Here is a 24,867-nt window from a genome sequence, read left to right as displayed (position 1 = left end):
AAAAAACAGCCTTTCAATGGACGTAAATGAGACTTAAGAAACAGTATAAAATATTAAGAAATGTCAGCTCCAGGGAAAGTCATTGGGCACCTGGACTGTATGAAAAGGAGAACCGGACATCCGGTTCTCCCTCTATCATGCTGTCCTTCTGCCGCGGGGCAGAAAGATGATTTTTATGATTATAACTGAGGACCAGCGGAAACCAGTGCCTTTCCAGCCTCGTTGCCCTCATATTTTGCAAAGTTCTTGACAAAACGCTGTGCCAGATCTTTTGCCTTTTCCTCCCACTGTGATACCTCTGCGTATGTATCGCGGGGATCCAGAATCTTAGGATCTACGCCTGGAAGCTCGGTAGGAATCTCAAAGTTGAAGAATGGAAGCTGCTTGGTTGGAGCCTTTGCAATGGAGCCGTCAAGAATCGCATCAATGATACCACGGGTATCGCGGATAGAGATACGCTTGCCTGTTCCATTCCAGCCGGTGTTAACCAGGTATGCCTTTGCGCCGCTCTTCTCCATTCTCTTAACAAGCTCCTCTGCATACTTGGTTGGATGCAGTTCCAGGAATGCCTGTCCGAAGCAGGCTGAGAATGTAGGTGTGGGCTCTGTGATGCCACGCTCTGTACCGGCAAGCTTTGCTGTAAATCCGGACAGGAAATAGTACTGTGTCTGCTCCGGAGTCAGAACGGATACTGGAGGCAGTACGCCGAACGCATCTGCTGACAGGAAAATAACATCCTTTGCAGCAGGAGCAGCTGATACCGGACGAACAATCTTCTCAATATGATCAATCGGATAAGATACACGTGTATTCTCAGTTACGCTCTTGTCATCAAAATCAATCTTGCCGTCAGCATCAAGTGTAACATTCTCTAAAAGAGCATTGCGTCTGATTGCATTGTAGATGTCCGGCTCAGAATCCTTATCCAGGTTGATGACCTTTGCATAGCATCCGCCCTCGAAGTTAAATACGCCGTTGTCATCCCAGCCGTGCTCGTCATCACCGATAAGAAGACGCTTGGGGTCTGTTGAAAGAGTGGTTTTTCCTGTTCCGGAAAGTCCGAAGAAGATTGCGGTGTTCTCACCGTTCATATCTGTGTTGGCAGAACAATGCATGGATGCAATGCCCTTCAGAGGCAGATAGTAGTTCATCATTGAGAACATGCCTTTTTTCATCTCTCCGCCGTACCATGTGTTCACGATTACCTGCTCGCGGCTGGTAATATTGAACATAGCGGCTGTCTCGGAGTTCAGGCCTAACTCCTTGTAATTTTCCACCTTTGCCTTGGAAGCATTATATACAACGAAATCCGGCTTAAAGTTCTCCAGTTCCTCTGCGCTTGGCTGGATAAACATGTTTTTTACGAAATGAGCCTGCCACGCAACCTCAACAATGAAGCGGATTGCCATGCGGGTATCCTTGTTTGCTCCACAGAATGCGTCTACAACAAACAGTCTCTTGTTAGAAAGTTCTTCCAGGGCAATCTTCTTTACTGTATCCCATGCTTCCTGGCTGGCCGGATGATTGTCATTCTTGTACTCGTCCGTTGTCCACCATACAGTGTCCTTTGAGTTCTCATCCATGACAATGAACTTGTCCTTAGGGGAACGACCTGTGTAAATACCAGTCATGACATTCACTGCACCAAGTTCGCTTACCTGGCCTTTTTCATACCCCTCCAGAGTTGGTTTAGTCTCTTCTTCAAATAACATCTCATAGGAAGGATTATAAACAATTTCTGTGGTTCCGGTAATACCATACTGACTCAAATCTACATTTGCCATCATTCATTTACCTCTCTTTCATTTTATCGAAATCCTTTTCATTATCTCATTTTGTGAATTAAAAGTCAATATTTCAATTAACAAAATATTAGCAATGAAATATCAGCAAACATGAGGTAGTCTCCGGGGGCATAAAAAAGGACCGGCCCGCTGATACCGGATACAGCGGGCCGGCCTTTTTTCCTGCGCTTTCTTAAAATCACGCTTCAATCACGTTTTATTACGCATTTAATTTATTTTTTAATCCTCTTTGATTTTTACAATCACCTTTTTAATCGGTGCCGGCTCTCCGTTGGCAGCCTTTGGCTTATGGGCATCCCATGGGTTAAAAATCAGATACTGTCCGGCTCCGGTCACAACCCTAAGTCCGGGGGTGGTGTTCTCAAAGAATACCACATCCTTATCCGGATTATATGGAACCTTTACAGTCATCTCATGTACCGGCGCGTAGCTCATAATCTCGCTGCCCTCAATCACGTACTGGATATCGGTGTAATGCTCATGTGCCTCATATTTAGCCTCCTCCCACGGGATGGTGGTGTAGGCTGTTACATTGGCATACACGTTTTTGCCGTCAATCTCATACTTTCCCGGCTCCAATGCCTCAAGGTCCGTATTCTGAAGGAAATCCACGGCCTTGGCATATCTGCCTTCAATCCCTAAATTCCTGTAAAAGTCCAGGTTCTTCTTCTCATCAAAAATCATATTCCATTCTCCTTTGTGGCATTTCGATTTTCCAATTCCTAGTATACACCTAAAGCCGCAGGAAACTCAATCCTTTTTTATCTGATTATCGGAAGAACTCATGTCCATCATGGGCAAAAAGGTAGGTCAGCCGCCTGTCGAACCAGGAGGCAGCACTGCCGGATGCCCTTCTGTTCATAAAATACAGGGCTCCGTTGGAATAATCTTCACCGGCCAGGGCACGGTCCACGCATTCAATGGTTTCCGCTGTGACCTTTACCGTGTTGATGGTGCCGTTGGATACCGGCTGAAACTGGGATGGCTGGTATACAACTGCCTTTACGCTGTCCGGGAATTTTCCCGACAGGACACGGTTAATGATCACATCCGCAACCAGTATCTTTCCCTTGGGGTCGCAGATTCCCGCCTCCGCCTGGACAATGCGCAGGAGTACCTGGTAATCTTCATCCGTATATTTAATCCTTCTGGCTGCCCGGCGCTCTTCCTCCGCCTTTTTCCTGGCCTCCTCTTCCTGTCTCTCCTTTAATATCTGTTTCTGAAGTGTCTCAATCTGGGTCTGTGCAGCTGCCTGCTTTCTCTGTTTCTCTCGGACGTCCGCTTCCAGCAGCGCACCGGCCAGATGCTGGCCTTCACTGTCTGTGTTTAAATGTCCGAATTGTACTTTTGCTTCAGTAACCAGACCGCTTCCTTCGTTTTCCTCCTCCGCCATGTCAATGGCGTCACTTTCCTCCGTCATGGGCGCTGCCAGGGCGTTTCTTCCCCCGCCGCCAAACCCATTGGCTGAAAATGCTATGATGGCCACTACCATCATACCCGCCATCACCACCGATGAGGAACGGTACATCTGCTTTGTCACTTTCACAGTCAGTGACTTAACAAAGAGAACTACCGAACGAAGGAATGAATGTAATGTAAGCATACATACTCCTCTTTCCTGGCCCCGCACAACTCTGTACAGGTACCATTCTCAAAATTTTATGCAGTGGGTATCTCCCACTTTGTGCATGTTTTTCCGGGATGTATGGCTAATTATATGGGATTTGACTTTTCGCGTCAATGGAGATTTAATAATTTTGTTACATTTTTTCTTACTTTTGAAACATTTGTAATATTTTTTATATATTTACTATGGTTTTCCAGGTGTCTGCACCTTTATTTTGTGCATTTCGCCAGCCATATCTTTACATTTATGTTACAGTATTATTAATTTTTAAACATGTTACATGATTTCCTATTTTTGTAATTTATATTATGTAAATCTTTTTATACCTTAATTATTCATTTTTTACATTTTATATCCATCTTTGGATTTTACATTTATTGTCGAAATTTGACAGTCATCCCCCACTTTAACAAAAAAATGGCATTTTGCACCTCATTCTCTTTCACGAAGTTCCGTCAAAATAGCCAAAGTAGGCAAAAATAAGAAATACCCTTTGACAATCCCCTTGTACTTTGATACATTAAAGTTCAGAAGTTTTAATTATTAAAGTGTATGCGGAGGATATTCAAATGACTGTTAAACTGCTGATGCTGGTTATCTTTTTTGCCATCATGCTGGGAGTGGGATTCTATTCCCGTCGCCATGCCACCAATGTCAATGACTTTGTTCTGGGAGGAAGGGGCGTGGGGCCCTGGCTCACCGCCTTTGCCTATGGCACCTCCTACTTTTCCGCTGTGGTATTTATCGGTTATGCCGGTCAGTTCGGATGGAAATACGGCCTGGCCTCCACCTGGATTGGCATTGGCAATGCCCTGATCGGCAGCCTGCTGGCCTGGGTCATCCTGGGGCGGCGGACCAGGGTCATGAGCAAGCATCTCTCCTCGGCCACCATGCCGGAATTCTTCGGCAGCCGGTTCCACAGCCAGGGCATGAAGATTGTTGCCTCCCTGATTATATTTGTCTTTCTCATACCCTACACAGCCTCTGTCTACAATGGTCTGTCCCGGTTATTCGGCATGGCCTTTGATATTCCCTACAGTGTCTGTGTCATGGGCATGGCTATCCTGACAGCGGTCTATGTCATCCTGGGCGGTTATATGGCCACGGCCATCAATGATTTCATCCAGGGCATCATCATGCTGGCCGGCATCGCCGCCATCATCCTCAGCGTTTTAAGCGGCCAGGGAGGATTTACGGCTGCTGTGGGCAGACTGGCGCAGATTCCCAGCGAGGTCCCGGTTACCCTGGGCCAGCCCGGAGCCTACACCTCCTTCTTCGGACCGGATCCCCTGAACCTGCTGGGCGTGGTGATTCTCACCTCCCTTGGAACCTGGGGCCTGCCCCAGATGATTCACAAATTCTATACCATCCGAAGCGAAAAAGCCATTGCCACAGGCACCGTGATTTCCACCCTGTTTGCCATTGTCATCTCCGGGGGCAGCTATTTCCTGGGCGGCTTCGGCCGGCTCTTTGACAGCCCTGCCATTTATAATGGAAATGGATCCGTGGCTTATGATACCATCATACCGGCCATGCTGTCCGGACTTCCGGACCTGCTGATTGGAATTGTTGTCATGCTGGTGCTGTCCGCATCCATGTCCACCCTTTCCTCCCTGGTGCTCACCTCCAGCTCCACCCTGACCCTGGATTTTATCAAAGGCAGTCTTGTGAAGAACATGAAGGATAAAACCCAGCTGGTGCTGATGCAGTGCCTGATTGTGGCCTTTATCGTCATAAGCGTTATCCTGGCCCTGGATCCGCCTGACTTCATTGCCCAGCTCATGGGTATCTCCTGGGGCGCGCTGGCCGGAGCCTTTCTGGCTCCCTTCCTCTACGGCCTGTACTGGAAAAGAACCACGCCCGCGGCTGTGTGGGCCAGCTTTGCCACCGGCATCGGTATCACGGTTTCAAATATGTTCCTGCACTATATTGCGTCCCCCATCAATGCAGGTGCTGTCTCCATGATTGTGGGACTCATTATCGTTCCTCTGGTATCCCTCCTGACGCCAAGGATGGACTCCAGGGACATAAACGCCATCTTTTCCTGCTACGATAATCTGGTGGAGGCCACCACTAAGAAGGTCCTGCCCGACGACCAGTCCTTTGATTCACCGGCTTTTAAAAAGAGAAAGAAAAAATAACATACAAATGCAGCAAAAAAGCTGTTCCTTCCGCGGTTCATCACCCGGAAGGGACAGCTTTTTATTTCATTCCGATATTTTTATCTCGCCTAAACAATAACCTTGACAGGACATTTTTCTGCGCACTTGCCGCAGTTGGTACACTTCTCGTAGTCAATGACAGCCAGATTGTTCTCCATATGGATGGCATCAAACTCACACTGCTTTGTACACAGGGTACATCCGATACAGCCGGCCGCACAGACAGCTTTTACATCTTTGCCTTTGTCGTGGGAGCTGCACTGTACCAGATGCTCTGCCTTATACGGCACCAGCTCAATCAGGTGGTTCGGACAGGATGCCACACACTTGCCGCAGGCAACACATTTTTCCTTATCTACCACTGCCACGCCGTCCACTACATGGATGGCGTCAAAGGCACATGCCCTGACACAGGAGCCGTAGCCCATACATCCGTATGCGCAGGCCTTCTCGCCGGCGCCCGGGACAACAGATACCTTCTTACAGTCATCCACACCGTAATAGTTGTACTGTACGGCGGTTTTGTCACATGAACCTTTACATTTCACGAAGGCCACCTTCTTCTCGGCAGCTCCGCCTGCAACGCCCATGATGGCTCCGATTTTCTCCGCGGTGGAAGCGCCGCCCACAGGACATGCGCTTACATCCGCCTGGCCGGCTGCGATTGCCTTTGCCAGTGCGTCACAGCCCGCGTATCCACAGCCGCCGCAGTTGTTGCCGGGCAGCTCGTTGCGGACCAGGATTTCCTTTTCATCTACTTCAACTTTAAACTTCTCGCTGGCTATGCCTAAGAAGACACCTATCAGAATACCAAGGATACCTACCACGGCTGCCGCTATTATAATACCTGTAACCATTTTCCTTCTCCTCCTTCTAAATTAATCCGGAAAATCCGAAAAATGCGATTGCCATAAGACCCGAGGTAATAAGGACTATAGGTGACCCCTGGAATGAATATGGGACGTCATTATGCTCAATCTTCTCGCGGACACCAGCTAACATGACAATAGCAATGGTAAAACCAACGGAGATACCGATACCGTTTACAACGCTCTGCACGAAGTTATAGGACTTCGTCACATTGGTAAGGGCAACGCCCAGAACCGCACAGTTGGTGGTAATCAGAGGCAGGTATACGCCCAGAGCCTCATACAGTGACGGCATGGATTTCTTTAAGAACATCTCCACGAACTGAACCAGGGCTGCGATAACCAGGATGAATACAATGGTCTGGAGATATTCCAGATGCAGATTCACAAGAATCCCTGTATACACCAGGCTGGTCACAGCGGACGCAATGGTAATAACGAAAATAACCGCTGCACCCATACCGGCTGAAGTCTCAACCTTTTTTGAAACACCGAGGAATGGACAAAGTCCTAAGAACTGGCTCAAAACAACGTTATTAACCAGAGCGGAACCAATGGCAATTAACAATAACTCTTTCATTTATCCACCCTCCTAATTTTCTTTCTTGGAAGTAGCTGCTTTTAACTCTGCTTCCTTCTTTGCTACGGCTTCCTTCTTTGCAGCAAGGGCCTTCTCTTCCGCCTGGCGCTTCCTGGTCTCCAGCACTTCATGGTTGGACATGCAGGAGGAACCCGTGCACTCCATACAGTTGCCACCGCATGCCAGTCTGGACTGGGGAACGGAACCGTTGGTCGCTGACGGCGCCTTAAACTTATTCTGAAGGGCGGTCAGCACTGCAAGGACAAAGAACGCGCCGGGAGCCAGAACAAAGATGGCGATGTGGTAATCCTCAGGAATCACTACATTGCCGAAGATTGCGCCGGAACCAAGGATCTCGCGGACAAGGCCGATACATGTAAGGGCAAGGGTAAAGCCCAGGCCCATGCCGATACCGTCAAAGGTGGATACAAGCGGGCCGTTCTTGGATGCGTAGGACTCTGCGCGGCCAAGAATGATACAGTTAACTACAATCAGCGGAATATAGATACCAAGGGCAGAATACAGGCTCGGCACATAGGCCTGAAGCAGCAGCTGCACAACGGTAACCAGGGAAGCCACGATAACGATGTATGCCGGGATACGCACGCGGTCCGGTATAATCTTACGGAGTGCTGATATAATCATATTGGAAAACAGTAAAACCACGGTTGTGGAAAGTCCCATACCAAGGCCGTTGACAGCTGATGTGGTTACGGCCAGGGTCGGACACATACCAAGCATCAGGACGAAGGTAGGGTTTTCTTTCACAATACCGTTATATAAACGTTCAGAACAGTTATTCATATTCCCACCTCCTAATTATTTGATGCAGTTATGCAGGTAATATAAAGCTGCATTCACTGCGTTGGTTGTTGCACTGGAAGTAATGGTGGCACCGCTGATTGCGTTAATCTGGGTGTCGTCCGCATTCCCCATCTTGGTTACACTTAAGGATTCGGCATTCTTGCCTATGAACTGGTCTTTGAATTTAGGCTCCTTGGCCTTAAGTCCCAGACCCGGCGTATCATTAATTTCCAGGAACTCGATTCCTGTAATGGTGCCGTCCTCCTTAATGCCCACGGATACCTTCACAGCGCCGCCGTAACTGTCATTGGAAAGGGAAGTGATGACATAGCCCAGCTGGCTGCCGCTGCCGTCCACTGCCTTAAGCACATTCTCCACCTTGACACCGCCAAAATCCATGCCGGCCAGGTCTGCGTTGCATCCCTCGACCGCGGCTGTAAGGGCATCATCCGGTTCAAATGACTCGGCCTCGTTAAATACTGCCTTGTAAGCCTTGTTGTTGGCAGCAATGGTAGCCTTCTCAATGGGTTCCTTAGTTACCTGGTACACACCGCCAAGCAGGCAGCCCGATACCAGTGTGATGACAAAAAGGATCAGCGCGTCTTTCATAAATCCTGCTTTATTCATAATTACTTGCCCTCCTTTCCAAATGCTTTGGGAAGGGTTACTTTCTCAATCAGCGGAACAAGGATGTTGCTGATGATAATTGCGTAGGACACGCCCTCTGCGGAGCCGCCGAAAATCCTGAACAGTCCTGTGAGCACGCCCAGCAGGATACCGAACACAATCTGGCCCTTTGGCGTGATGGGGCTGGTCACATAGTCGGTTGCCATAAAGAAGGCACCGAAAATCAGGCCGCCGCCGCACAGATGGGCTGCAATGTAATTTAAATCAAATCCATGGCCTCCGAACAGGATGGCAAATACCACAACCGTCAGTATGTAGGTGCCTGGAATCCGGATGGAGATTACCTTCTTTGCCAACAGATAGGCTGCGCCGATTAAAAGGGCAATCACGGAAACCTCTCCGATGGTGCCCGGGATATTTCCCACAAACATGGCCGGAACATCCACGGTCCCGCCGCTTTTAAGCACTGCCAGGGGGGTCGCGCCGGACACACCGTCAAACCCGCTGTAGCTGAAATTTGTCATTTTTCCCGCAAAGGAAATCAGCAGGAAGCATCTGGCTGCCAGAGCCGGGTTCATAAAGTTCTGTCCCAGGCCGCCGTAGAGCTGCTTCACCACGATAATGGCAAAGATTCCGCCCAGAGCAGGAATCCACACCGGAATCTCCGGAGGCATGTTCAGTGCCAGAATCAGGCCCGTGACCAGGGCACTGCAGTCGCTGATGGTGCTTGGCTTCTTCATCAGCTTCTCATATACATACTCACTTAAAACACAGGCTGCAACCGTAACTATAAGCACCAGCAGCGCATGCATGCCGAAATGATACACACCGAAAGCAGTTGCAGGCAACATGGCAATGGCCACGTCCAGCATGATGCTGTGGGTGGTCTCATGGCTTCTCACATGCGGGGATGATGATACGTTTAATAATTTACTCATGACTTATGTCCCCTCCTACCCTTTCTTCCTGCGGTTAGCCGCAACTGTCTTGCGCATTTCCTTAAATGCCTGAGTCAGAGGCCTCTTGGCCGGACATATGTAGGTGCAGCTTCCGCACTCCATACATTCCATACCGTTCAGCTTCTCGAATGTCTCGCAGTCGTCCCTGAGGGCGGCCTGCATCATCATCACAGGGATGATGTGGCTTGGACATACACTGACGCATTTTCCGCACCGTATGCATGCGGAAGGCTCCATCTCAGCCACCTGGTCCTTTGTGAAGCAGGTCAGGGCGGACGAAGTCTTGCTTACCGGGATATTCAGGTCAAATATGGCCTGGCCCATCATGGGGCCGCCTGACAGAACCTTTTCCGGCTCCGTCTTAAAACCGCCGGCTGCGTCCAACAGCTCCTGGTAATTGGTTCCAAGCTTTACGCTGAAATTTCTGGGGTCTGCCACCGCGTCTCCGGTGACCGTGATGATCTTCCTCATCAGGGGCGTGCTCTTGCACACTGCCATGTAAATGGAAATCACGGTGTCAACATTGTCCACGATGCATCCTGCGTCCGCGGGAAGCATGGACGAGTTGACCTTCCTGCCTGTAACGGCATAAATCAGGGAACGCTCTCCTCCCTGCGGATACTTTGTCATAAGGGGACAGACCGTGATGCGCGGCTCGTCCTTTACCATCTCGGTAAGTTTCTTGATGGCCTCCGGCTTATTGTTCTCAATGCCGATAACACCCTTTGCATTGTCAAACAGCTGAAGGATGACCTTTAAGCCGCCTACAATTTTCTCCGGCTCTTCCAGCATCATCCGGTAGTCGCTGGTGAGGTACGGCTCACACTCTGCGCCGTTGACCAGTATGTACTCGATGGCGTTCTCATCCTTCGGAGTCAGCTTTACATGAGTGGGGAATCCTGCTCCGCCGAGACCCACGATACCGGCTTCCTTCACAATGTTGCGGATTTCCTCTTTAGACAGGCCTGATGGGTCCCTGTCCTCTCCTACGCCCTCAACCGTCTTATATTCTCCATCATTTTCAACCACAATGGAGGGCACCATTGCTCCGTTAGCCATACGCCTTGGTTCAATGGCCTTCACCGTTCCTGAAACAGAAGCAATTACATTTGCAGAGATGAAACCGCCTGCTTCTCCAATCTTCTGGCCTGCCAGTACATGATCGCCCTTTGCTACCAGAGGCTTCGCGGGTGCACCAATGTGCTGTGACATCGGATACACCAGGTCGCCCTTTGGCATCAGGACCTGTACCGGTTTGTTCTCTGACAGCTCTTTCCCCTCATATGGATGGATGCCGCCTATAAAAGTCGCCAAACCCATGGATTCTCTCCCTCTTTTCTTTGTTTTATTCCTTTGTGCGGCCGGACCAGTACCAGCGCCCGGTATGACCGGCAGGGCTGCCTGCCCCCGCCGGAATACACCAATTTAGTATAGCATAAATAAAGATTGTATACAATACAGATTATATATGTTATTTTTTTAATTATATGTTAAATACATGTTAATTTCATGGCAATCATTCCAGTTCTTTCATGCCTGTATACAGTTCGTAGTACCGTCCTTTCATCTCCAGAAGCTCCTCATGGGTTCCCCGCTCAATGATTTCCCCCTGCTCCAGAACCATAATGGCGTTGGCGCTCCGCACCGTAGACAGCCTGTGGGCAATGATGAAGGTGGTTCGGTCCGCCATCAGCCGGTCCATACCGTGCTCAATGTGTTTTTCAGTCCTGGTATCCACGGAGCTGGTGGCCTCGTCCAGTATCAGCACAGGAGCCTTGGATATGGATGCCCTGGCAATATTGAGAAGCTGTCTCTGGCCCTGGCTTAAATTGGCCCCGTCCCCCTCCAGCATGGTGTCATATCCGTGGGGAAGACGCATGATAAAGGAGTGGGCGGATGCTGTTTTTGCCGCCTGAATAACCTCGTCGTCCGTGGCGTCCAGCCTGCCGTAGCGGATATTCTCCCGCACCGTGCCCGTAAAAAGGTGGGTGTCCTGAAGGACCATGGCAATGTTGCTTCGCAGGGCATCCCTTGAAATAGTTCGTATATCCGCCCCGTCAATGGTGATGGAGCCTGACTGGATGTCATAAAACCGGTTCAGCAGATTTGTTATGGTGGTCTTTCCCGCGCCGGTAGATCCTACAAAGGCAATCTTCTGTCCCGGTTTGGCATAGAGGTTTATGTCCCTTAGAATGGTTTTATCCGGATCGTAGCCAAAGGTAACATGATGAAACACCACATGGCCAATCATAGGACTTGGCACTATGCAGTCCCTGGTGTTGGCCGGCTCCGGCTCCTCATCCATCACCGCAAATACACGCTCTGCTCCGGCCAGGGCTGAGAATACATTGCTGACCTGCATGGATATCTCGTTGATGGGACGGCTGAACTGTCTGGAAAAGTTTAAGAACACGGTCAGCCCGCCCACATCAAAGCCCCTGAGCACACAGAGCAGGCCGCCCACACAGGCGGTAAGGGAATAGTTGATCTGGCTCAGGCTGTTCATCACAGGCCCCATGATACCGCCGAAAAACTGGGCCCGAATCTGGTTGTGCCTCAGGTCATGGTTTAGTATGCCGAATTCCTCTCTGGCCGTATCCTCATGGCAGAATACCTTAACCACCTTCTGTCCGGTGATGGTCTCCTCTATATATCCGTTCACGGCTCCCAGGGACGTCTGCTGGGCGGTAAAGTATTTCTGGCTCCACCCGGCCACAGCTCCTCCCGCCTTCATCATAATGGGAATCATCACCAGGGTGACAAGAGTCAGAATCAGGTTGGTGTACACCATGAGGAACAGGGTGCCGATAATGCTTAATGCTCCGGAAAACAGCTGTACCAGCGTGGAGCTGAGCATCTGCCCGATGGTATCCACATCATTTGTAAAACGGCTCATCAAATCACCGTTGGAGTTGGTATCATAAAACCGCACCGGCAGCTTCTGCATTCTGCCAAACAGGTCATTGCGGATTTTCTGCAGGGCATTTTGGGCCACGGTCAGCATAACCTTTGCCTGGGCATAATTGGCAAGCACCCCCACGGCAAACACAGCCGCCAGCACAGCCAGGGCCCTTGCAAGTCCTGCCGGATCCCCGGGACCTCCTGTTAGCGGGGCAATGAATGTATTGATGATAGGCCGCAGCATATAGGAGCCTGCCAGCGTTGACGCTGTGTTGAGGACAACACAGAAAAATGCCAGCATCATCTTGGATTTATCCTCATTTAAATAATGCAGAAGACGCCTGATGGTGGTGCCTGCGTTCCTGGGCAGCCTTTTGGGGCCCATCGCCATATTCCGCCCCGGCCCATGTCTTCTCCCTCCCATGGGACCCCTGGCCTCAGGAGCACCATGTCTTCCATAGCGCCGTTTCAGGCTTTCCGCTTTCTGTTGTCTCGTCATGATACAGCCGTCTCCTTTCGGTCCCTCTGGGAATAATAAATCTCCTGGTATGCCTTACATTCCTCCATAAGCTGTTCATGGGTCCCCTGGCCGATGAGCCTGCCTTCATCCAGCACTAAAATCCGGTCAGCCTCCTCCACGGATCCGATGCGCTGCGCTATTATGATTTTGGTGGTGTCCTTAAGGCTGGTGTTAAAACACTGCCGTATCCTGGCCTCCGTGGCCGTATCCACAGCACTGGTGCTGTCATCCAGTATCAGGATTTTGGGCCTCTTAAGCAGGGCCCTGGCAATACAGAGTCTCTGCTTCTGGCCCCCCGATACATTGACCCCGCCCTGTCCCATGTCCGTATCATAGCCGTTGGTAAAGGATGTGACAAAGCTGTCTGCCTGGGCGCTCTGTGCCATTTCCCTGATTTCATCCATGGAGGCGTCCTCCTTGCCCCAGCGCAGGTTCTCCTCTATGGTGCCTGAGAAGAGCACATTTTTCTGGAGCACCATGCCCACGCCTTCCCGCAGGTTTTTGAGGGAATATTCCCTGACATCCACCCCGTCCACAAGCACCTGGCCCTTTGTGGCATCGTAGAGCCGCGGTATCATCTGCACCAGGGTGGTCTTGCCGCTTCCCGTGGAGCCGATAATGCCTATTATCTGACCTGGCTCTGCCGTAAAATTTATATCCTCCAGTACCATCTCATCCCGGTTGTCCGTATAGCTGAAGCTCACATGTTTAAACTCCACCTTTCCCTTCAATACAGCCAGGTCCTTCCTGGATGCATCCCGGTCTGTCAGGTCGATCTCCGTGTCCATGACCTCACCCACCCTGCGGATGGATGCCACTGCCCTGGAAAGCTGCAGGAACACCATGGAAAGCATCATAAGCGACATGAGTATCTGCACAATATAAGTGGTAAATGCAGTTAAATCCCCCACCGGCATATCCCCTGCAATTATGATATTGCCCCCGTACCACACCACTGCCAGTGTGGTTATGTTCATGGCAAGGGTCATCACCGGCATGGTGACAATCACGATTTTCATGGCGTCCAGACTGCTGTTCTTTAAATCCTGGTTCATATCCCTGAATTTTTCTTCCTCAAACTCTTCCCGCACAAAAGATTTGATAACCCGTACATTGGTCAGCGCCTCCTGAATGCCGGAGTTTAGCTGGTCCAGCTTTTTCTGCATGGCGGTAAATCTGGGGAATGCTGTCTTTAGTATGACGGCTATGGCGGCTGTCAGCAGGGGGATTACCACCAGGATGACCACGGCCAGTCTGGCATTCATCATGAAGGCCATAATCAGGGCTCCTATGAACATGCCCGGAGCGCGCATGGCCATCCGCAGTCCCATCATAAGCACATTCTGGATCTGCTGAATATCATTGGTCAGACGGGTGACCAGCGAACCTGTGCTGTATGAGTCTATGTTCTTAAATGAAAATTCCTGCACCTTGGAAAAAAGGTCGTCCCTCAGGTCGCTGGTAAAGCTGACTGCTGCTTTCACGGAAAAATAGGCACCACCGATTCCTCCTATAGCCATTATAAGGGTAGCCAGTATCATCAGCCCTCCCACGGACAGGATGTACTGCACGTTTCTCTGAGCCACCCCGTTGTTGATAATCATGGACATCAGTTTGGGAAGCATGATTTCCCCCGCCACCTCTGTCAGCATCAGAAGAGGGCCAAGGATAAAGGCTCCAAGATATGGTTTTATATACTTTCTGTATCGTTTCACCTATGATTCCTCCCTTTGTGCCCTGTCCGTAAACTCCCGGTCCAGGTTCCCGTATATCCGGTCCAGCAGTTGTCCCAGCACCTTCATATCATTCTCGGAAAATCCTTCAAACATGCGGCTCTCCATTTGCCTGAAAATCTTTACGCTGTCCTCCACCACTTTCCTTCCCTTATCCGTTATGCAAATCTGGTTGCACCGGTTGTCCTCCTGGTCCACCAGGCGCCTGATATAGCCCCCTCTTTCCAGTTTCTTAAGGGAAACAGCGATGGTAGCCCCGGACACGCCATACATTCTCGCCAGTTCTTTCTGGGATACGTTGGGGTTATCCGACACAAACATCAGTATCTGATGCTGGCTGCGGTACACCCCTGTGCCGTCCAGGCGGCGCTCCATCATACTCCGGTGCAGCCTGGCCACCCGGATGTACTTCTCTACGAGACAGTGCTCCGGGGATTGAACAAAACAGCTGCGTGATGCTTTGTCCATGTAGATTGCCTCCTTTCCGTATATCTGACTGATTAACCATTAGCCTGCATATAATTAGCTAGTTAATTATACCAAAGTATAACAGAATGGGGGATTTGTGACAAGCATTATTTTTTCTGAAAACCAGCGGGGAAATCCGGTGAAAATCATTACAAAAAATGCTAAAATCAGCCTGGATTTACATGTTCCGATCTGCTATACTTAATTACACCCTGTTTCCAGACGAAACACAAACCGCGATTCGGCACACTGACACAGCACACTGTTTTTAGGAGGTGACAGCTTGACTGATTCTGATAAACTTGATGTCATATTGACTGAAATAATTGATATGAAAACTGATATCCGGGATATGAAAACCGATATACAAGGCGTAAAGACCGAAATGCAGGGCATGAAATCCGACATCTTAGGCGTAAAAGCCGAAATGCAGGGCATGAAATCCGATATGCAAGGCGTAAAAACCGAAATACGGGGTATGAAATCCGACATACAAGGTGTAAAGGCCGAAATGCAGGGCATGAAATCTGATATACAAGGCGTAAAAACCGAAATGCAGGGCATGAAATCTGATATACAAAATATATCCCTGAACACCCGCATGGACAGTCTGGAATTCCAGATTAAATCCACTGAGCGCGTATTAAGAAACCAAATCACGAAGTCCGAAACCCTGATTCTCGGTGAAGTGGAACGGGTTCATTTAATACTGGACCAGCACATTCATAATCAGACCATACATACCGCATTGGCATAGCCGTACATAAAGCCATATTCAAAAAGCCCGGCACACCATAGTGCCGGGCGGGCCCCAGTCTTAAGTCAGTCCATCCTGATTTCATGTATTAATTCCATGTATTGATTTCATGCACTAACCTTCACGTATCAGCCATTTTCCTACCGTATAAAATTCGTTCGTTTCTTTTCCTCTGTCTCAGGCAGCGTAACTCCGGCAGCTTTTCCGGCCTCAATGGATTTGAGCATCCAGGCCATGTTCCTGCCCAATACGCGCATAATCTGCATGCCTTCTTCATCCTTTTTTACATCCTCCGGACATTGCCCGTGCACCATATTCCAGTACTGGGAGGACACTACCGGCATCTGCGTAATCATAAAATATTTGTTCAGCTGGTCCAGGGTGGCAGTTGTTCCGGCCCTTCTGGCAGAAGCAACGGCTGCTCCCGGCTTATGGGCAGCAGCACTGCTTCCGGAATAGAAGAAACGGTCCAGGAAGGAGGTGATAGCCCCGCCGGCCGAAGCATAGTGTACCGGTGAACCCACAATCAGCCCATCGCTCTGCCTCATCTTCTCCACTGCTTCGTTGACCTTGTCGTCACTGTAAATGCATTTTCCAAGCTTACCGCATGCGCCGCAGCCCATGCATCCATGGACAGTCCCGCCGCCCACATGCATAATCTCTGTTTCAATGCCGGCCTGGTTGAGCTCTCCTGCCACCTCTGCAAGGGCTGTGTAGGTACACCCCTTCTCATGGGGACTTCCGTTTAACATTAATACTTTCATTTCCTATTCCTCCTTTATGATATTCAGTATATCATCTCTTGTCAGGCTGCCAAAGGATATCGTGCCCTCAGGCACCACTGCATCCGCCAGATGGCTCTTGGCTTCCTGAAGCTTTAAGATGTTCTCTTCTATGGTATTTCTGGTAATCAGTTTATAGACCGTTACCTGCTTATCCTGGCCTATCCGGTGGGTTCTGTCCGTGGCCTGATTCTGGGCAGCCACGTTCCACCACGGGTCATAATGGATGACGATATCCGCCGCAGTCAGGTTGAGGCCGGTTCCCCCCGCTTTCAGGCTAATCAGGAATACAGGCACCTCATCCTTTCCAAAATCTCCCACCAGCCGGATTCGTTCTTCCTTGGAGGTGGCCCCTGTCAGCATGTGGCTCATAATTCCCTCCTTCTCGAACCTTGTATAAATAATATCCAGCATGGAGGTAAACTGGGAAAACAATAATATCTTATGTCCTCCCGCCACGCCCCTTCGCACCAGGTCCATACAGGTCTCCAGCTTGGCGGAGCTGCCCCTGTAATTGTCGTAACATAACCGCGGGTCGCAGCAAATCTGCCTCAGGCGCATGAGCTCCGCTAAAATCTGGAGCTTTCCTTCCCCAGCCTGGCCAAAACCGCCTGTGCTGAGCTTCTCCTTAAACTTGGCCGCATTGGCCGCATATAATTTTTTCTGCTCCGTTTCAAAGTTGGAATATACCACCTCCTCCATCTTATCCGGAAGCTCCTTTAATACATCCTTTTTTACCCGCCTCAGCACAAAGGGGCCTATGAGCCGCTTCAGCCGTTTGAGGGCAGCCCCGTCACCCTCTCTTACGATAGGGATTTCATATTCCCTCTTAAAGAACTGGCTTCCAAAGAGAAAGCCCGGCATCAGATAATCGAAAATGCTCCACAGCTCCCCCAGCCGGTTTTCAACAGGCGTCCCTGTGAGGGCAAACCTGGTCTGCACATCCTGGGACTTCACTGCCCTTGCGCTCTGTGTGGATGCGTTTTTGATATACTGCGCCTCGTCTATGACCTGATACCGGAAGTGGATGACTTCATATAAGCCTACATCTCTTCTCAGCAAATCGTAGGATGTCACAATAACCTGATAGTCCTGCGGATTTCTTCCCACCTCATTTAAAAGGACCTCCCGCTCCGAACTGCTTCCCACCACGGATAATACCTTAAGGTCCGGCGCAAAACGCCGGATCTCATGCTCCCAGTTGTAGACCAGGGAAGCCGGGCATATAATCAGGGACGGAGACTGTTCGCCTGAGCCATAGGCGTCCTCCAACAGGGCAATAATCTGTATGGTTTTTCCCAATCCCATGTCATCGGCCAGGATACCCCCGAATCCGTAACTGTCCAGGGTCCGCAGCCAGACATACCCGATTCGCTGATACTCCCGCAGAACGCCCCTGAGTCTTTCCGGCGCAGTAAAATCACTGTCCTCCACAGACTTGACCGACCTTACCATGGCCTTTAGCATCTGGTCCCTGTAATAGGTTACGCCGGTACTCTCCTTAAGCAGATAATCCAGATAGAAGGCACGGTAAGCCGGCAGACGGACCTTGCCGCTCTGAAGCTCCTTTCTGGTCACTCCCAATTCCGATGCCATACGGCTGATGACCGTGAGACCGCCTTCATCCAGCCCCAGAAATTGTCCGTTTTTCAGCCTGTAGTACTTCTTTTTCTGGCTGTAGGCCGCCAGTATCCGGTTCAGTTCCTGGCTATTCATGTCACCCATATCCACATCCAGTTCCAGCCAGCCGCCGGCAGCAGAAGCACCCACAGTAACCCTGGGAGGCGCCAGAACCTTCCACTGACGCAGGTTCTCAGACACATATACATCTCCCATGGAACGGAATTCGTCCATTCCCTCTGTCATAAGACGGTAAATCTCATCCTCGTCATTCCTTATGACCAGCCGTATTCCCTCCGGGTCCTTGTACTTGAAATATTTATGGATCAGCTGGCTTACCCTGAACTCCCCCGGCACATCGCGGCATATTGTCCTGGGAAGATTCTCGTCCTCCAGGGGATGGAATTCATAGCCGCCGTAGGCAAGGGTTGGTTCCATCACCAGAGCCCCATTCTCCCCTGTGTCGAACCGGAAGGATACCTTTAACGGCTCCGGCTCATAATCCTTAAAATCCACATCCTCCAGCATAAGACGGCAATACGGAAGAATATGCTTGATAACACGCTCATAGAACAGCGGAATATCCCTCTGACCCACCATCACGCTTTCATCCCGCTCCATGCACATCTGCTCCATGAACAGCCCCATGACCTGGGTACATGACTCGCTGCACCGGTAAAGCCTCTGGCCGGACACCACATACAGAAACCGCTCCCCGCGAAAGCACCCCGCCACCTGCCTTGGCCCTTCGCTTCCTTTCATTGGCGCCACTCCCATAAGGCTGGCTTTCAGGCCGTCCCTTCCCGTCTTCTCCACTTTAAGCGAGACCACAGGATCAGAATCCTCCATATCCATCATGACCCGGTTCCCGCCGGGAAGCTGGACCTTTGCGGTCCGGCCAGACATTATTTCAAAAAACTGATCCCGGTTCATACGGTTAAGGGTCAGGCTGCGGACCGCTTTCTGGTTTTGCACCCCTCCCATAAGCAGGGCCAGCAGTTCCCTGCTGCTGTCTGTAAAAGCCGATTTGTGGTGATGAAAGGACAGGTCCTTTCCATAGGCCACATGGGCACCATTTTCAACGGCCTCCTTAAAGGCCCTCAAATCGCGTACAGCATAAAAACGGGTAATCCCCACCTCAAACTCCAGACGCGTGTCTTTACCGTCCAGAATCAGCACCGGCTCCAGCCTTACCTGAGCGTCCACCTCCTCTGCCAGAATCAGGGCCACCTCCCGGTTGGTGTATTCCCGAATCATGGTGTGAACCTGGGAGGATGTATGAACCGTTGGTTTGGACGCCTCCTCCCTCTGCTGATTATAATACGCAAAAAGGGCCTCCCCATGGGCGCACATTCCCCTGTAAGAATTCCCTTTGCTGCAGGAACAGGAGTAATCCCTTACTCTTCCGCTTCCCAGATATAAATTTACCTCAAATGTTTCCCCCTGGTCTTCAACCAGGCCTTTCACACCAGCCTCCCCCTTCCAGAAGCTGCTGGTGTTCATCCTGACAATCTTCATCTGCTTCATGCATCCTTTCAGCGGGATTCCTGATACCCCTGCCCCAAGGCAGGACCTATCAGCATCCCAGGACATCCCCGCGGTTACATGCGCTCCGGAGCCTCGATTCCCAACAGTCCGATGCAGGCCTCCAGCACCCGTCTGGTAAGGGAAATCAGCCCGATATAGCTCTCTTTCCTGGCCTCATCCTCCTCTGCCAGAATCTTGGTGTCGTGATAAAAGCTGTTAAAAGCATTGGCCAGCTCATAAATATACTGGCATATCTTATGAGGCGCTGTCTCCGCAAAGCTGTTTTCCAGAACTTCATTATATCTGGCCAACATAAGCATCAGGGCCTTCTCCGAACTTCCGGCGCAGGCAAGAATCTTCTTTTCAACGGCATCCTGGCTTACCTGGCCTCCATTCTCCCTGTATTTGGCGATAATGGACTTGATTCTCACAATGGTATAGAGGATATATGGACCTGTATTACCCTCAAAGGAGGTAAAACGTTCAATATCAAAGACATAATCCTTGGCAGCCTGGTTGGACAGATCACCGTACTTCAGGGCAGCCAGACCTACCACAGCTGCCGTACTCCTGGCCTCATCCTCTGATACGGTCCTGTTCTCCATAATTCTCTGGTATACCGCTTCATTGATCTCCTCAATCAGCTTTTCCAGACGCATGACTCCGCCCTCACGTGTCTTAAATGGCTTTCCGTCCTTTCCGTTCATGGTGCCGAAGCCCAGGAAAATCATGGGGGTATCTTCCTTCACAATACCTGCCTTCTTAGCCACCCTGAATACCTGCTCAAAGTGCATTCCCTGGCGTTTATCCACCACGTAAATATAGCGGTCCGGCTTAAAATCCTGTTCCCGTTCCACAATGGTTGCCAAATCGGATGTGGCATAAAGAGAAGCTCCGTCTGACTTACGGACCAGGCAGGGCGGAATCTCTTTGGTGTCCGTATCCTGAGCCACATCCACCACCAGAGCGCCCTGGCTCTCATGGGCCAGCCCCTTATCCACCAGCATCTGAATCATGTCCCCGATGTAGGGTTCCGCGTCGCTTTCGCCCTTCCACAAATCGAATTCCACGTTCAGATTTGCATAATTCTTCTTAAGATCAGCCACAGAGACAGCCATGATATGCTGCCAGATTGCCCGGTATGGGGCATATCCTCTCTGGAGCTTCAGGGTCGCCTGATGAGCCCTCTCCTTAAACACCTCATCTGCCTTGGACTTGGCGCTGGCCGCAGGATATATCTCCTCCAGTTCGCTGATGGTAAAGGGCGCCTCCTGTGGAAATGGTCCCTCAAAGGATTCGTCAAAATACACCAGCTCCGGCTTCCTGTCCCTTAGTTCCTCAATGATAAGGCCCATCTGCAGTCCCCAGTCCCCCAGGTGCACATCACCAATCATATGGTGGCCCAGGAAACGGCCCATACGCTTTATGCTCTCCCCGATAATGGCCGCCCGCAGATGGCCCACATGGAGAGGCTTTGCCACATTGGCCCCGCCGTAATCCACAATAACAGTCTCCGGCTTCTCAGGTGCTTCCAGCCCCAGCTTATCTGACTGAGCCATAAAACCCGTATACTCTGCCAAGAACGCCTCTGACAGCTTCAGGTTGATGAATCCCGGCATTACAGCCTCCGCCTCGGAAAAAACAGGGTGGGAGCCGCCTGAGACCAGATGTTCCACCACCTGGTTCGCTATATCAATGGGCTTCTTCTTATATGCCTTAGCCGCTGCCATGGCACCGTTGCACTGGTACTCACACAGGTCGGGACGGTTGGACAAAACCACCTTTGCGAATGAATCCTCATATCCGCTGGCTGTAAATGCCTGCTTTAATTCCCGCTCCATCATATCCAGAATCTTATTCACAATGTATACTCTCCTTTACTGTGACAATAGGTCTTTCCTTTTCCCGGAAAGTTAAAAACTGCCCCGGCAAATACCGGAGCAATTCTTACAAACCGCCTCCCAGGGCGTATCTGACAGTTGTATTATACACGTGACAGATATTCGCCGGTTCTGGTGTCAATCTTAATCTTATCGCCGATTTCAACAAATAACGGTACGTATACGGTTGCACCTGTCTCTACGGTTGCCGGCTTGTTGGCACCGGTTGCGGTATCACCCTTGAAACCTGGCTCTGTCTCTGTAATCTCCAGCTCAACAAACAGCGGAGGCTCTACGGAGAATACGTTGCCATTGTAAGAGCAGACCTTACATACTTCGTTCTCCTTCACAAACTTCAGGGCATCGCCGATGATGTCCTGGTTCAGGGCTACCTGATCATAGGTCTCCTGGTTCATAAAGTTATATAATTCGCCGTCAGCATACAGATACTGCATGTCCACTCTGTCAATCCTGGCCTGAGGGAACTTCTCTGTAGGACGGAAAGTGCGCTCTACCACGCCGCCGTTGATTACATTTTTTAATTTTGTACGCACGAAAGCTGCGCCCTTGCCTGGCTTAACATGCTGGAATTCCATAATCTGGACAACCTGTCCGTCAATCTCCAGTGTAATGCCATTCCTAAAATCACCTGCTGATATCATAAAGATATTCCTCCTTGAGTTCGTTCATGACGCTTGCCTAAGCGCCCCATAAGTCTTTAATCTTTTATATTCTATACTATGTAGGGAGCATTTTCAAGTTCTTTTTTAACGGCAGTATAAATTTCTCCCTTTTTAGCAAGTTTTATCCGCTGCCCTGCGGTAAATCTCTTCCACGATATCATCCACGTCCCGTCCGTTCACATCCACAATGATATGAGAAGCTTCCAGGTAATGGGGTTTTCTCGACTCCAGAAGGCTGACGATACGTCCCATCACATCACCGCCGTGAAGCATGGGGCGGTCCGACACATCGGATCCGATTCGTTCCATGACGGTTTCCGGCAGGACATCCAGATATACCACGGTTCCCAGCTGTTTGAGAAGCGCCCTGTTTTCCTCCCTGAGAGGCAGTCCGCCGCCCACAGAAATCACTGATCTGCCTCCCTGCTCCAGCAGCTTCTCCAGTACGCCTGTCTCCAGGCGCCGGAAGGCTTCCTCTCCCTGGGTGGCAAATATGTCGGATATGGCCATACCGGCGGCCGCTTCAATCTCCTTGTCCGTATCAATTATGGGCATCCGGTAGCGTGCTGCGAAATGCTCTCCCACACGTGACTTTCCAGCACCCATGAAGCCAATGAGAATCAGGTTATCTCCCCTGCCCTCCCCTGCCTGTTTCTTTTGCAGGTAATTTTCAATCATCTGCTTTGCCAGCTCTATGGTCCCACTGTCCACCCTGACCTGTGGATTCCAAAGTTCATAGGCAATCACACCCTGATATAAAAGCATGTCCAGGCCGTTCACCGCCCTTCCCCCTGCTTCCTGCACCATTTTCATAAACCTGGTCCTGGCGGGAGTATAGACAATGTCCACACCCGTATGAATCATCTCATAAAACCGGGGATTATCAATAATAACATCCTCCACATGGGGATGCATACCCACGCTGGTGGACTGTACAGCCAGATAACCGCCCTTTCTGGCAGGAAGATTCCTGTAACCCTCCAGGGGCAGGGCCTCCGCCAGACCTCTGCCGGTCAGCATGTTGATATAGCCGGCCAGCTCCCTGGCCCTGGCTTCATTCCGGTTGAGGATGTGGATTTTTGCAGCCCCGCCCTTTGCCAGCACATAGGCTGCTGCCTTGGCCGCGCCTCCGGCCCCAATGAGTAAACAGTGTTCTCCTTCTGTCCGGATACCGGCTTCCGCAAAAGCCCGCTTAAGGCCTGCGCCGTCCGTATTATAGCCCTTATACCCCGCTTCTGTCCTGACCAGTGTATTGACCGCCCCGATGGCCCTGGCATCCTCATCCAGTTCAGACAGAAATTCCATTACCCGCTGTTTATGGGGAACCGTTACGTTCATCCCCAGTATATTCAGGGCATAAGCCCCTTTTACTGCGTCCCCCACCCGGTCCTCCTCCACCTTAAAAGGAACGTAGGCTAAATTCACCCCTGTTCTCTGCGCAAAGAAATTATGCATCATGGGTGACATGGAATGTTCCACCGGATTTGCAATCAGCCCGCATACTCTTGTCTTTCCGTCCATTGTCTCACTTTACTCCCTGTATTGGTTTATATCTCTGGCGTGTTTTTTATAAAAATACAGCACCGGCTTTTCCAGGTAACGCTTCATCACAATCTGTATTTCCTCCCTGGGGTTCATGGGCCTTACCAGGATACTGTAGAGGCCGGCCCTGTTGGCACCGTACACATCTGTAAACAGCTGGTCCCCCACAAAGAGAGTATGTTCCCTGTCAGTCCCCATAAGCGCCATGGCCTTCTCATATCCTTTGACTCCCGGCTTGCCTGCCTTATGGATATAGCAGGAACCCACAAAATCCGCAAAGGGCTTTACCCTGGGTTCCTTATTGTTGGATAAAAGGCATGTCTTCATTCCCATGGCGCGAAGACGCTCAAAGAGTTCCACTGCCTGTCCGTCTGCCGGCGCGTCATGGGGCACCAGGGTATTATCAATGTCAAAAATCACGCCCTGCATTCCCTGTGCATGATAATAGTCAAAAGGTATCACATAAGTTGAAACCTCGTAACGGCGGGGATAAAACATTTCCAGCATGTTTATAAGTATTCCTTCCAATCTATTTTAGCAATTCTATTTTTTCAGTAATTTTCCAATCTCGTCTATAAACGTATTCATATCCTTAAATTCCCGGTAAACAGAAGCGAAACGCACATACGCCACCTCGTCCAGGTCCTTAAGCTTTCCCATCACCAGCTCTCCGATGGCGGAGGTGGGCACTTCCTTTTCCTCCATGTTAAAAATCTGGTTTTCAATCTCATCAATCATGGAATTAATCTGCTGGGGTGATACCGGCCGTTTATGGCAGGAGTGAATGATTCCTGCTTCAATCTTGGAACGGTCATATGTCTCCCGGGAATTATCCTTCTTTATTACCATTAACGGCATGGTTTCCAGCTTCTCGTAGGTGGTAAAGCGCTTACCGCAGCGCTCGCACTGGCGGCGCCTGCGTATGGAGCTGTTGTCATCTGCCGGGCGGGAATCTATGACCTTGGTGTCTGCTTCATTACAATAGGGGCATTTCATCTGGGTTACCCATCCTTTCTTTTTT

At 50.4% G+C, this 24,867-nt stretch carries 21 protein-coding genes; 2 read left to right on the top strand and 19 right to left on the bottom strand.

The features are described 5' to 3' along the window. Positions 1-179 precede the first annotated feature (179 nt). The 3 genes from pckA to LI015_RS24870 form a co-directional block, all read right to left on the bottom strand. Complete coding sequence (gene pckA, locus LI015_RS24880) at positions 180-1,784, bottom strand: phosphoenolpyruvate carboxykinase (ATP) (RefSeq protein WP_038282016.1); 1,605 nt, start codon at positions 1,782-1,784, stop codon at positions 180-182. 240 nt (positions 1,785-2,024) lie between these two features. Further along, entirely contained in the window at positions 2,025-2,489 is a 465-nt protein-coding gene (locus LI015_RS24875; protein WP_002567138.1) for a YhcH/YjgK/YiaL family protein, read from the bottom strand. 85 nt (positions 2,490-2,574) lie between these two features. Continuing rightward, the gene (locus LI015_RS24870) at positions 2,575-3,408 is read right to left on the bottom strand and encodes a cell wall hydrolase (RefSeq protein ID WP_002567137.1); all 834 of its coding nucleotides are present in this window, start codon (positions 3,406-3,408) and stop codon (positions 2,575-2,577) included. A 593-nt stretch (positions 3,409-4,001) separates the two neighbouring features. Here LI015_RS24870 and LI015_RS24865 point away from each other — a divergent pair. Then, positions 4,002-5,573 carry a sodium:solute symporter family transporter gene (locus tag LI015_RS24865; RefSeq protein ID WP_117626582.1) on the top strand — a complete coding sequence of 524 codons (1,572 nt, stop codon included), beginning with the start codon at positions 4,002-4,004 and terminating at the stop codon, positions 5,571-5,573. Between the two features lie 89 nt (positions 5,574-5,662). On the opposite strand, the gene LI015_RS24860 is transcribed toward LI015_RS24865, so the two are convergent. From LI015_RS24860 to LI015_RS24820, 9 genes are all read right to left on the bottom strand, one after another. After that, the gene (locus tag LI015_RS24860) at positions 5,663-6,451 is read right to left on the bottom strand and encodes an RnfABCDGE type electron transport complex subunit B (RefSeq protein WP_117626581.1); all 789 of its coding nucleotides are present in this window, start codon (positions 6,449-6,451) and stop codon (positions 5,663-5,665) included. A 16-nt stretch (positions 6,452-6,467) separates the two neighbouring features. After that, a complete protein-coding gene (gene rsxA / locus LI015_RS24855; RefSeq protein ID WP_002567134.1) occupies positions 6,468-7,043 on the bottom strand; it encodes an electron transport complex subunit RsxA in 576 nt (191 codons plus the stop codon). A gap of 12 nt (positions 7,044-7,055) precedes the next feature. Further along, positions 7,056-7,847: an electron transport complex subunit RsxE gene (gene rsxE, locus LI015_RS24850; protein ID WP_002567133.1), complete on the bottom strand. Its 792-nt coding sequence runs from the start codon at positions 7,845-7,847 to the stop codon at positions 7,056-7,058. 15 nt (positions 7,848-7,862) lie between these two features. Next, complete coding sequence (locus tag LI015_RS24845) at positions 7,863-8,474, bottom strand: RnfABCDGE type electron transport complex subunit G (protein WP_002567132.1); 612 nt, start codon at positions 8,472-8,474, stop codon at positions 7,863-7,865. 2 nt (positions 8,475-8,476) lie between these two features. Next, positions 8,477-9,412, bottom strand: a complete 936-nt coding sequence (locus LI015_RS24840) for an RnfABCDGE type electron transport complex subunit D (protein WP_002567131.1) — start codon at positions 9,410-9,412, stop codon at positions 8,477-8,479. 15 nt (positions 9,413-9,427) lie between these two features. Continuing rightward, complete coding sequence (rsxC, locus tag LI015_RS24835; RefSeq protein WP_002567130.1) at positions 9,428-10,753, bottom strand: electron transport complex subunit RsxC; 1,326 nt, start codon at positions 10,751-10,753, stop codon at positions 9,428-9,430. Positions 10,754-10,949: 196 nt separating this feature from the next. Next, a complete protein-coding gene (locus LI015_RS24830; protein WP_227126584.1) occupies positions 10,950-12,833 on the bottom strand; it encodes an ABC transporter ATP-binding protein in 1,884 nt (627 codons plus the stop codon). Continuing rightward, positions 12,830-14,569: an ABC transporter ATP-binding protein gene (locus tag LI015_RS24825; RefSeq protein WP_117626578.1), complete on the bottom strand. Its 1,740-nt coding sequence runs from the start codon at positions 14,567-14,569 to the stop codon at positions 12,830-12,832. Before LI015_RS24825 ends, LI015_RS24830 begins: the two co-directional genes overlap by 4 nt. Further along, a complete protein-coding gene (locus LI015_RS24820; protein WP_002567127.1) occupies positions 14,570-15,055 on the bottom strand; it encodes a MarR family winged helix-turn-helix transcriptional regulator in 486 nt (161 codons plus the stop codon). Between the two features lie 283 nt (positions 15,056-15,338). On the opposite strand from LI015_RS24820, the gene LI015_RS24815 reads away from it, so the two are divergent. Then, the gene (locus tag LI015_RS24815) at positions 15,339-15,812 is read left to right on the top strand and encodes a hypothetical protein (protein ID WP_227126583.1); all 474 of its coding nucleotides are present in this window, start codon (positions 15,339-15,341) and stop codon (positions 15,810-15,812) included. Positions 15,813-15,952: 140 nt separating this feature from the next. On the opposite strand, the gene LI015_RS24810 is transcribed toward LI015_RS24815, so the two are convergent. The 7 genes from LI015_RS24810 to nrdR form a co-directional block, all read right to left on the bottom strand. Then, positions 15,953-16,576 (bottom strand): flavodoxin family protein, encoded by a 624-nt coding sequence (locus tag LI015_RS24810; protein ID WP_002573533.1) that lies wholly within the window; start codon positions 16,574-16,576, stop codon positions 15,953-15,955. Positions 16,577-16,579: 3 nt separating this feature from the next. Beyond that, positions 16,580-19,732: a DEAD/DEAH box helicase gene (locus LI015_RS24805; protein WP_227126582.1), complete on the bottom strand. Its 3,153-nt coding sequence runs from the start codon at positions 19,730-19,732 to the stop codon at positions 16,580-16,582. Positions 19,733-19,815: 83 nt separating this feature from the next. After that, positions 19,816-21,603, bottom strand: a complete 1,788-nt coding sequence (gene argS / locus LI015_RS24800) for an arginine--tRNA ligase (RefSeq protein WP_002573535.1) — start codon at positions 21,601-21,603, stop codon at positions 19,816-19,818. Between the two features lie 122 nt (positions 21,604-21,725). Further along, positions 21,726-22,283 carry an elongation factor P gene (gene efp, locus LI015_RS24795; protein WP_002567122.1) on the bottom strand — a complete coding sequence of 186 codons (558 nt, stop codon included), beginning with the start codon at positions 22,281-22,283 and terminating at the stop codon, positions 21,726-21,728. Positions 22,284-22,415: 132 nt separating this feature from the next. Continuing rightward, positions 22,416-23,825 (bottom strand): shikimate dehydrogenase, encoded by a 1,410-nt coding sequence (gene aroE, locus LI015_RS24790; protein ID WP_118019223.1) that lies wholly within the window; start codon positions 23,823-23,825, stop codon positions 22,416-22,418. Between the two features lie 9 nt (positions 23,826-23,834). After that, positions 23,835-24,353, bottom strand: coding sequence for a YqeG family HAD IIIA-type phosphatase (locus LI015_RS24785; RefSeq protein ID WP_054354216.1), 519 nt, complete (start codon positions 24,351-24,353; stop codon positions 23,835-23,837). A 36-nt stretch (positions 24,354-24,389) separates the two neighbouring features. Continuing rightward, positions 24,390-24,842, bottom strand: a complete 453-nt coding sequence (gene nrdR / locus LI015_RS24780; RefSeq protein ID WP_002567119.1) for a transcriptional regulator NrdR — start codon at positions 24,840-24,842, stop codon at positions 24,390-24,392. Positions 24,843-24,867: the final 25 nt, after the last annotated feature.

The organism is Enterocloster sp. 210928-DFI.2.20 (genome assembly GCF_020554465.1).
GTDB classification, from domain to species: domain Bacteria; phylum Bacillota; class Clostridia; order Lachnospirales; family Lachnospiraceae; genus Enterocloster; species Enterocloster bolteae.
Note: the sequence above shows the minus strand (reverse complement) of the source record. Positions and strands in the feature narration are given on the sequence as shown.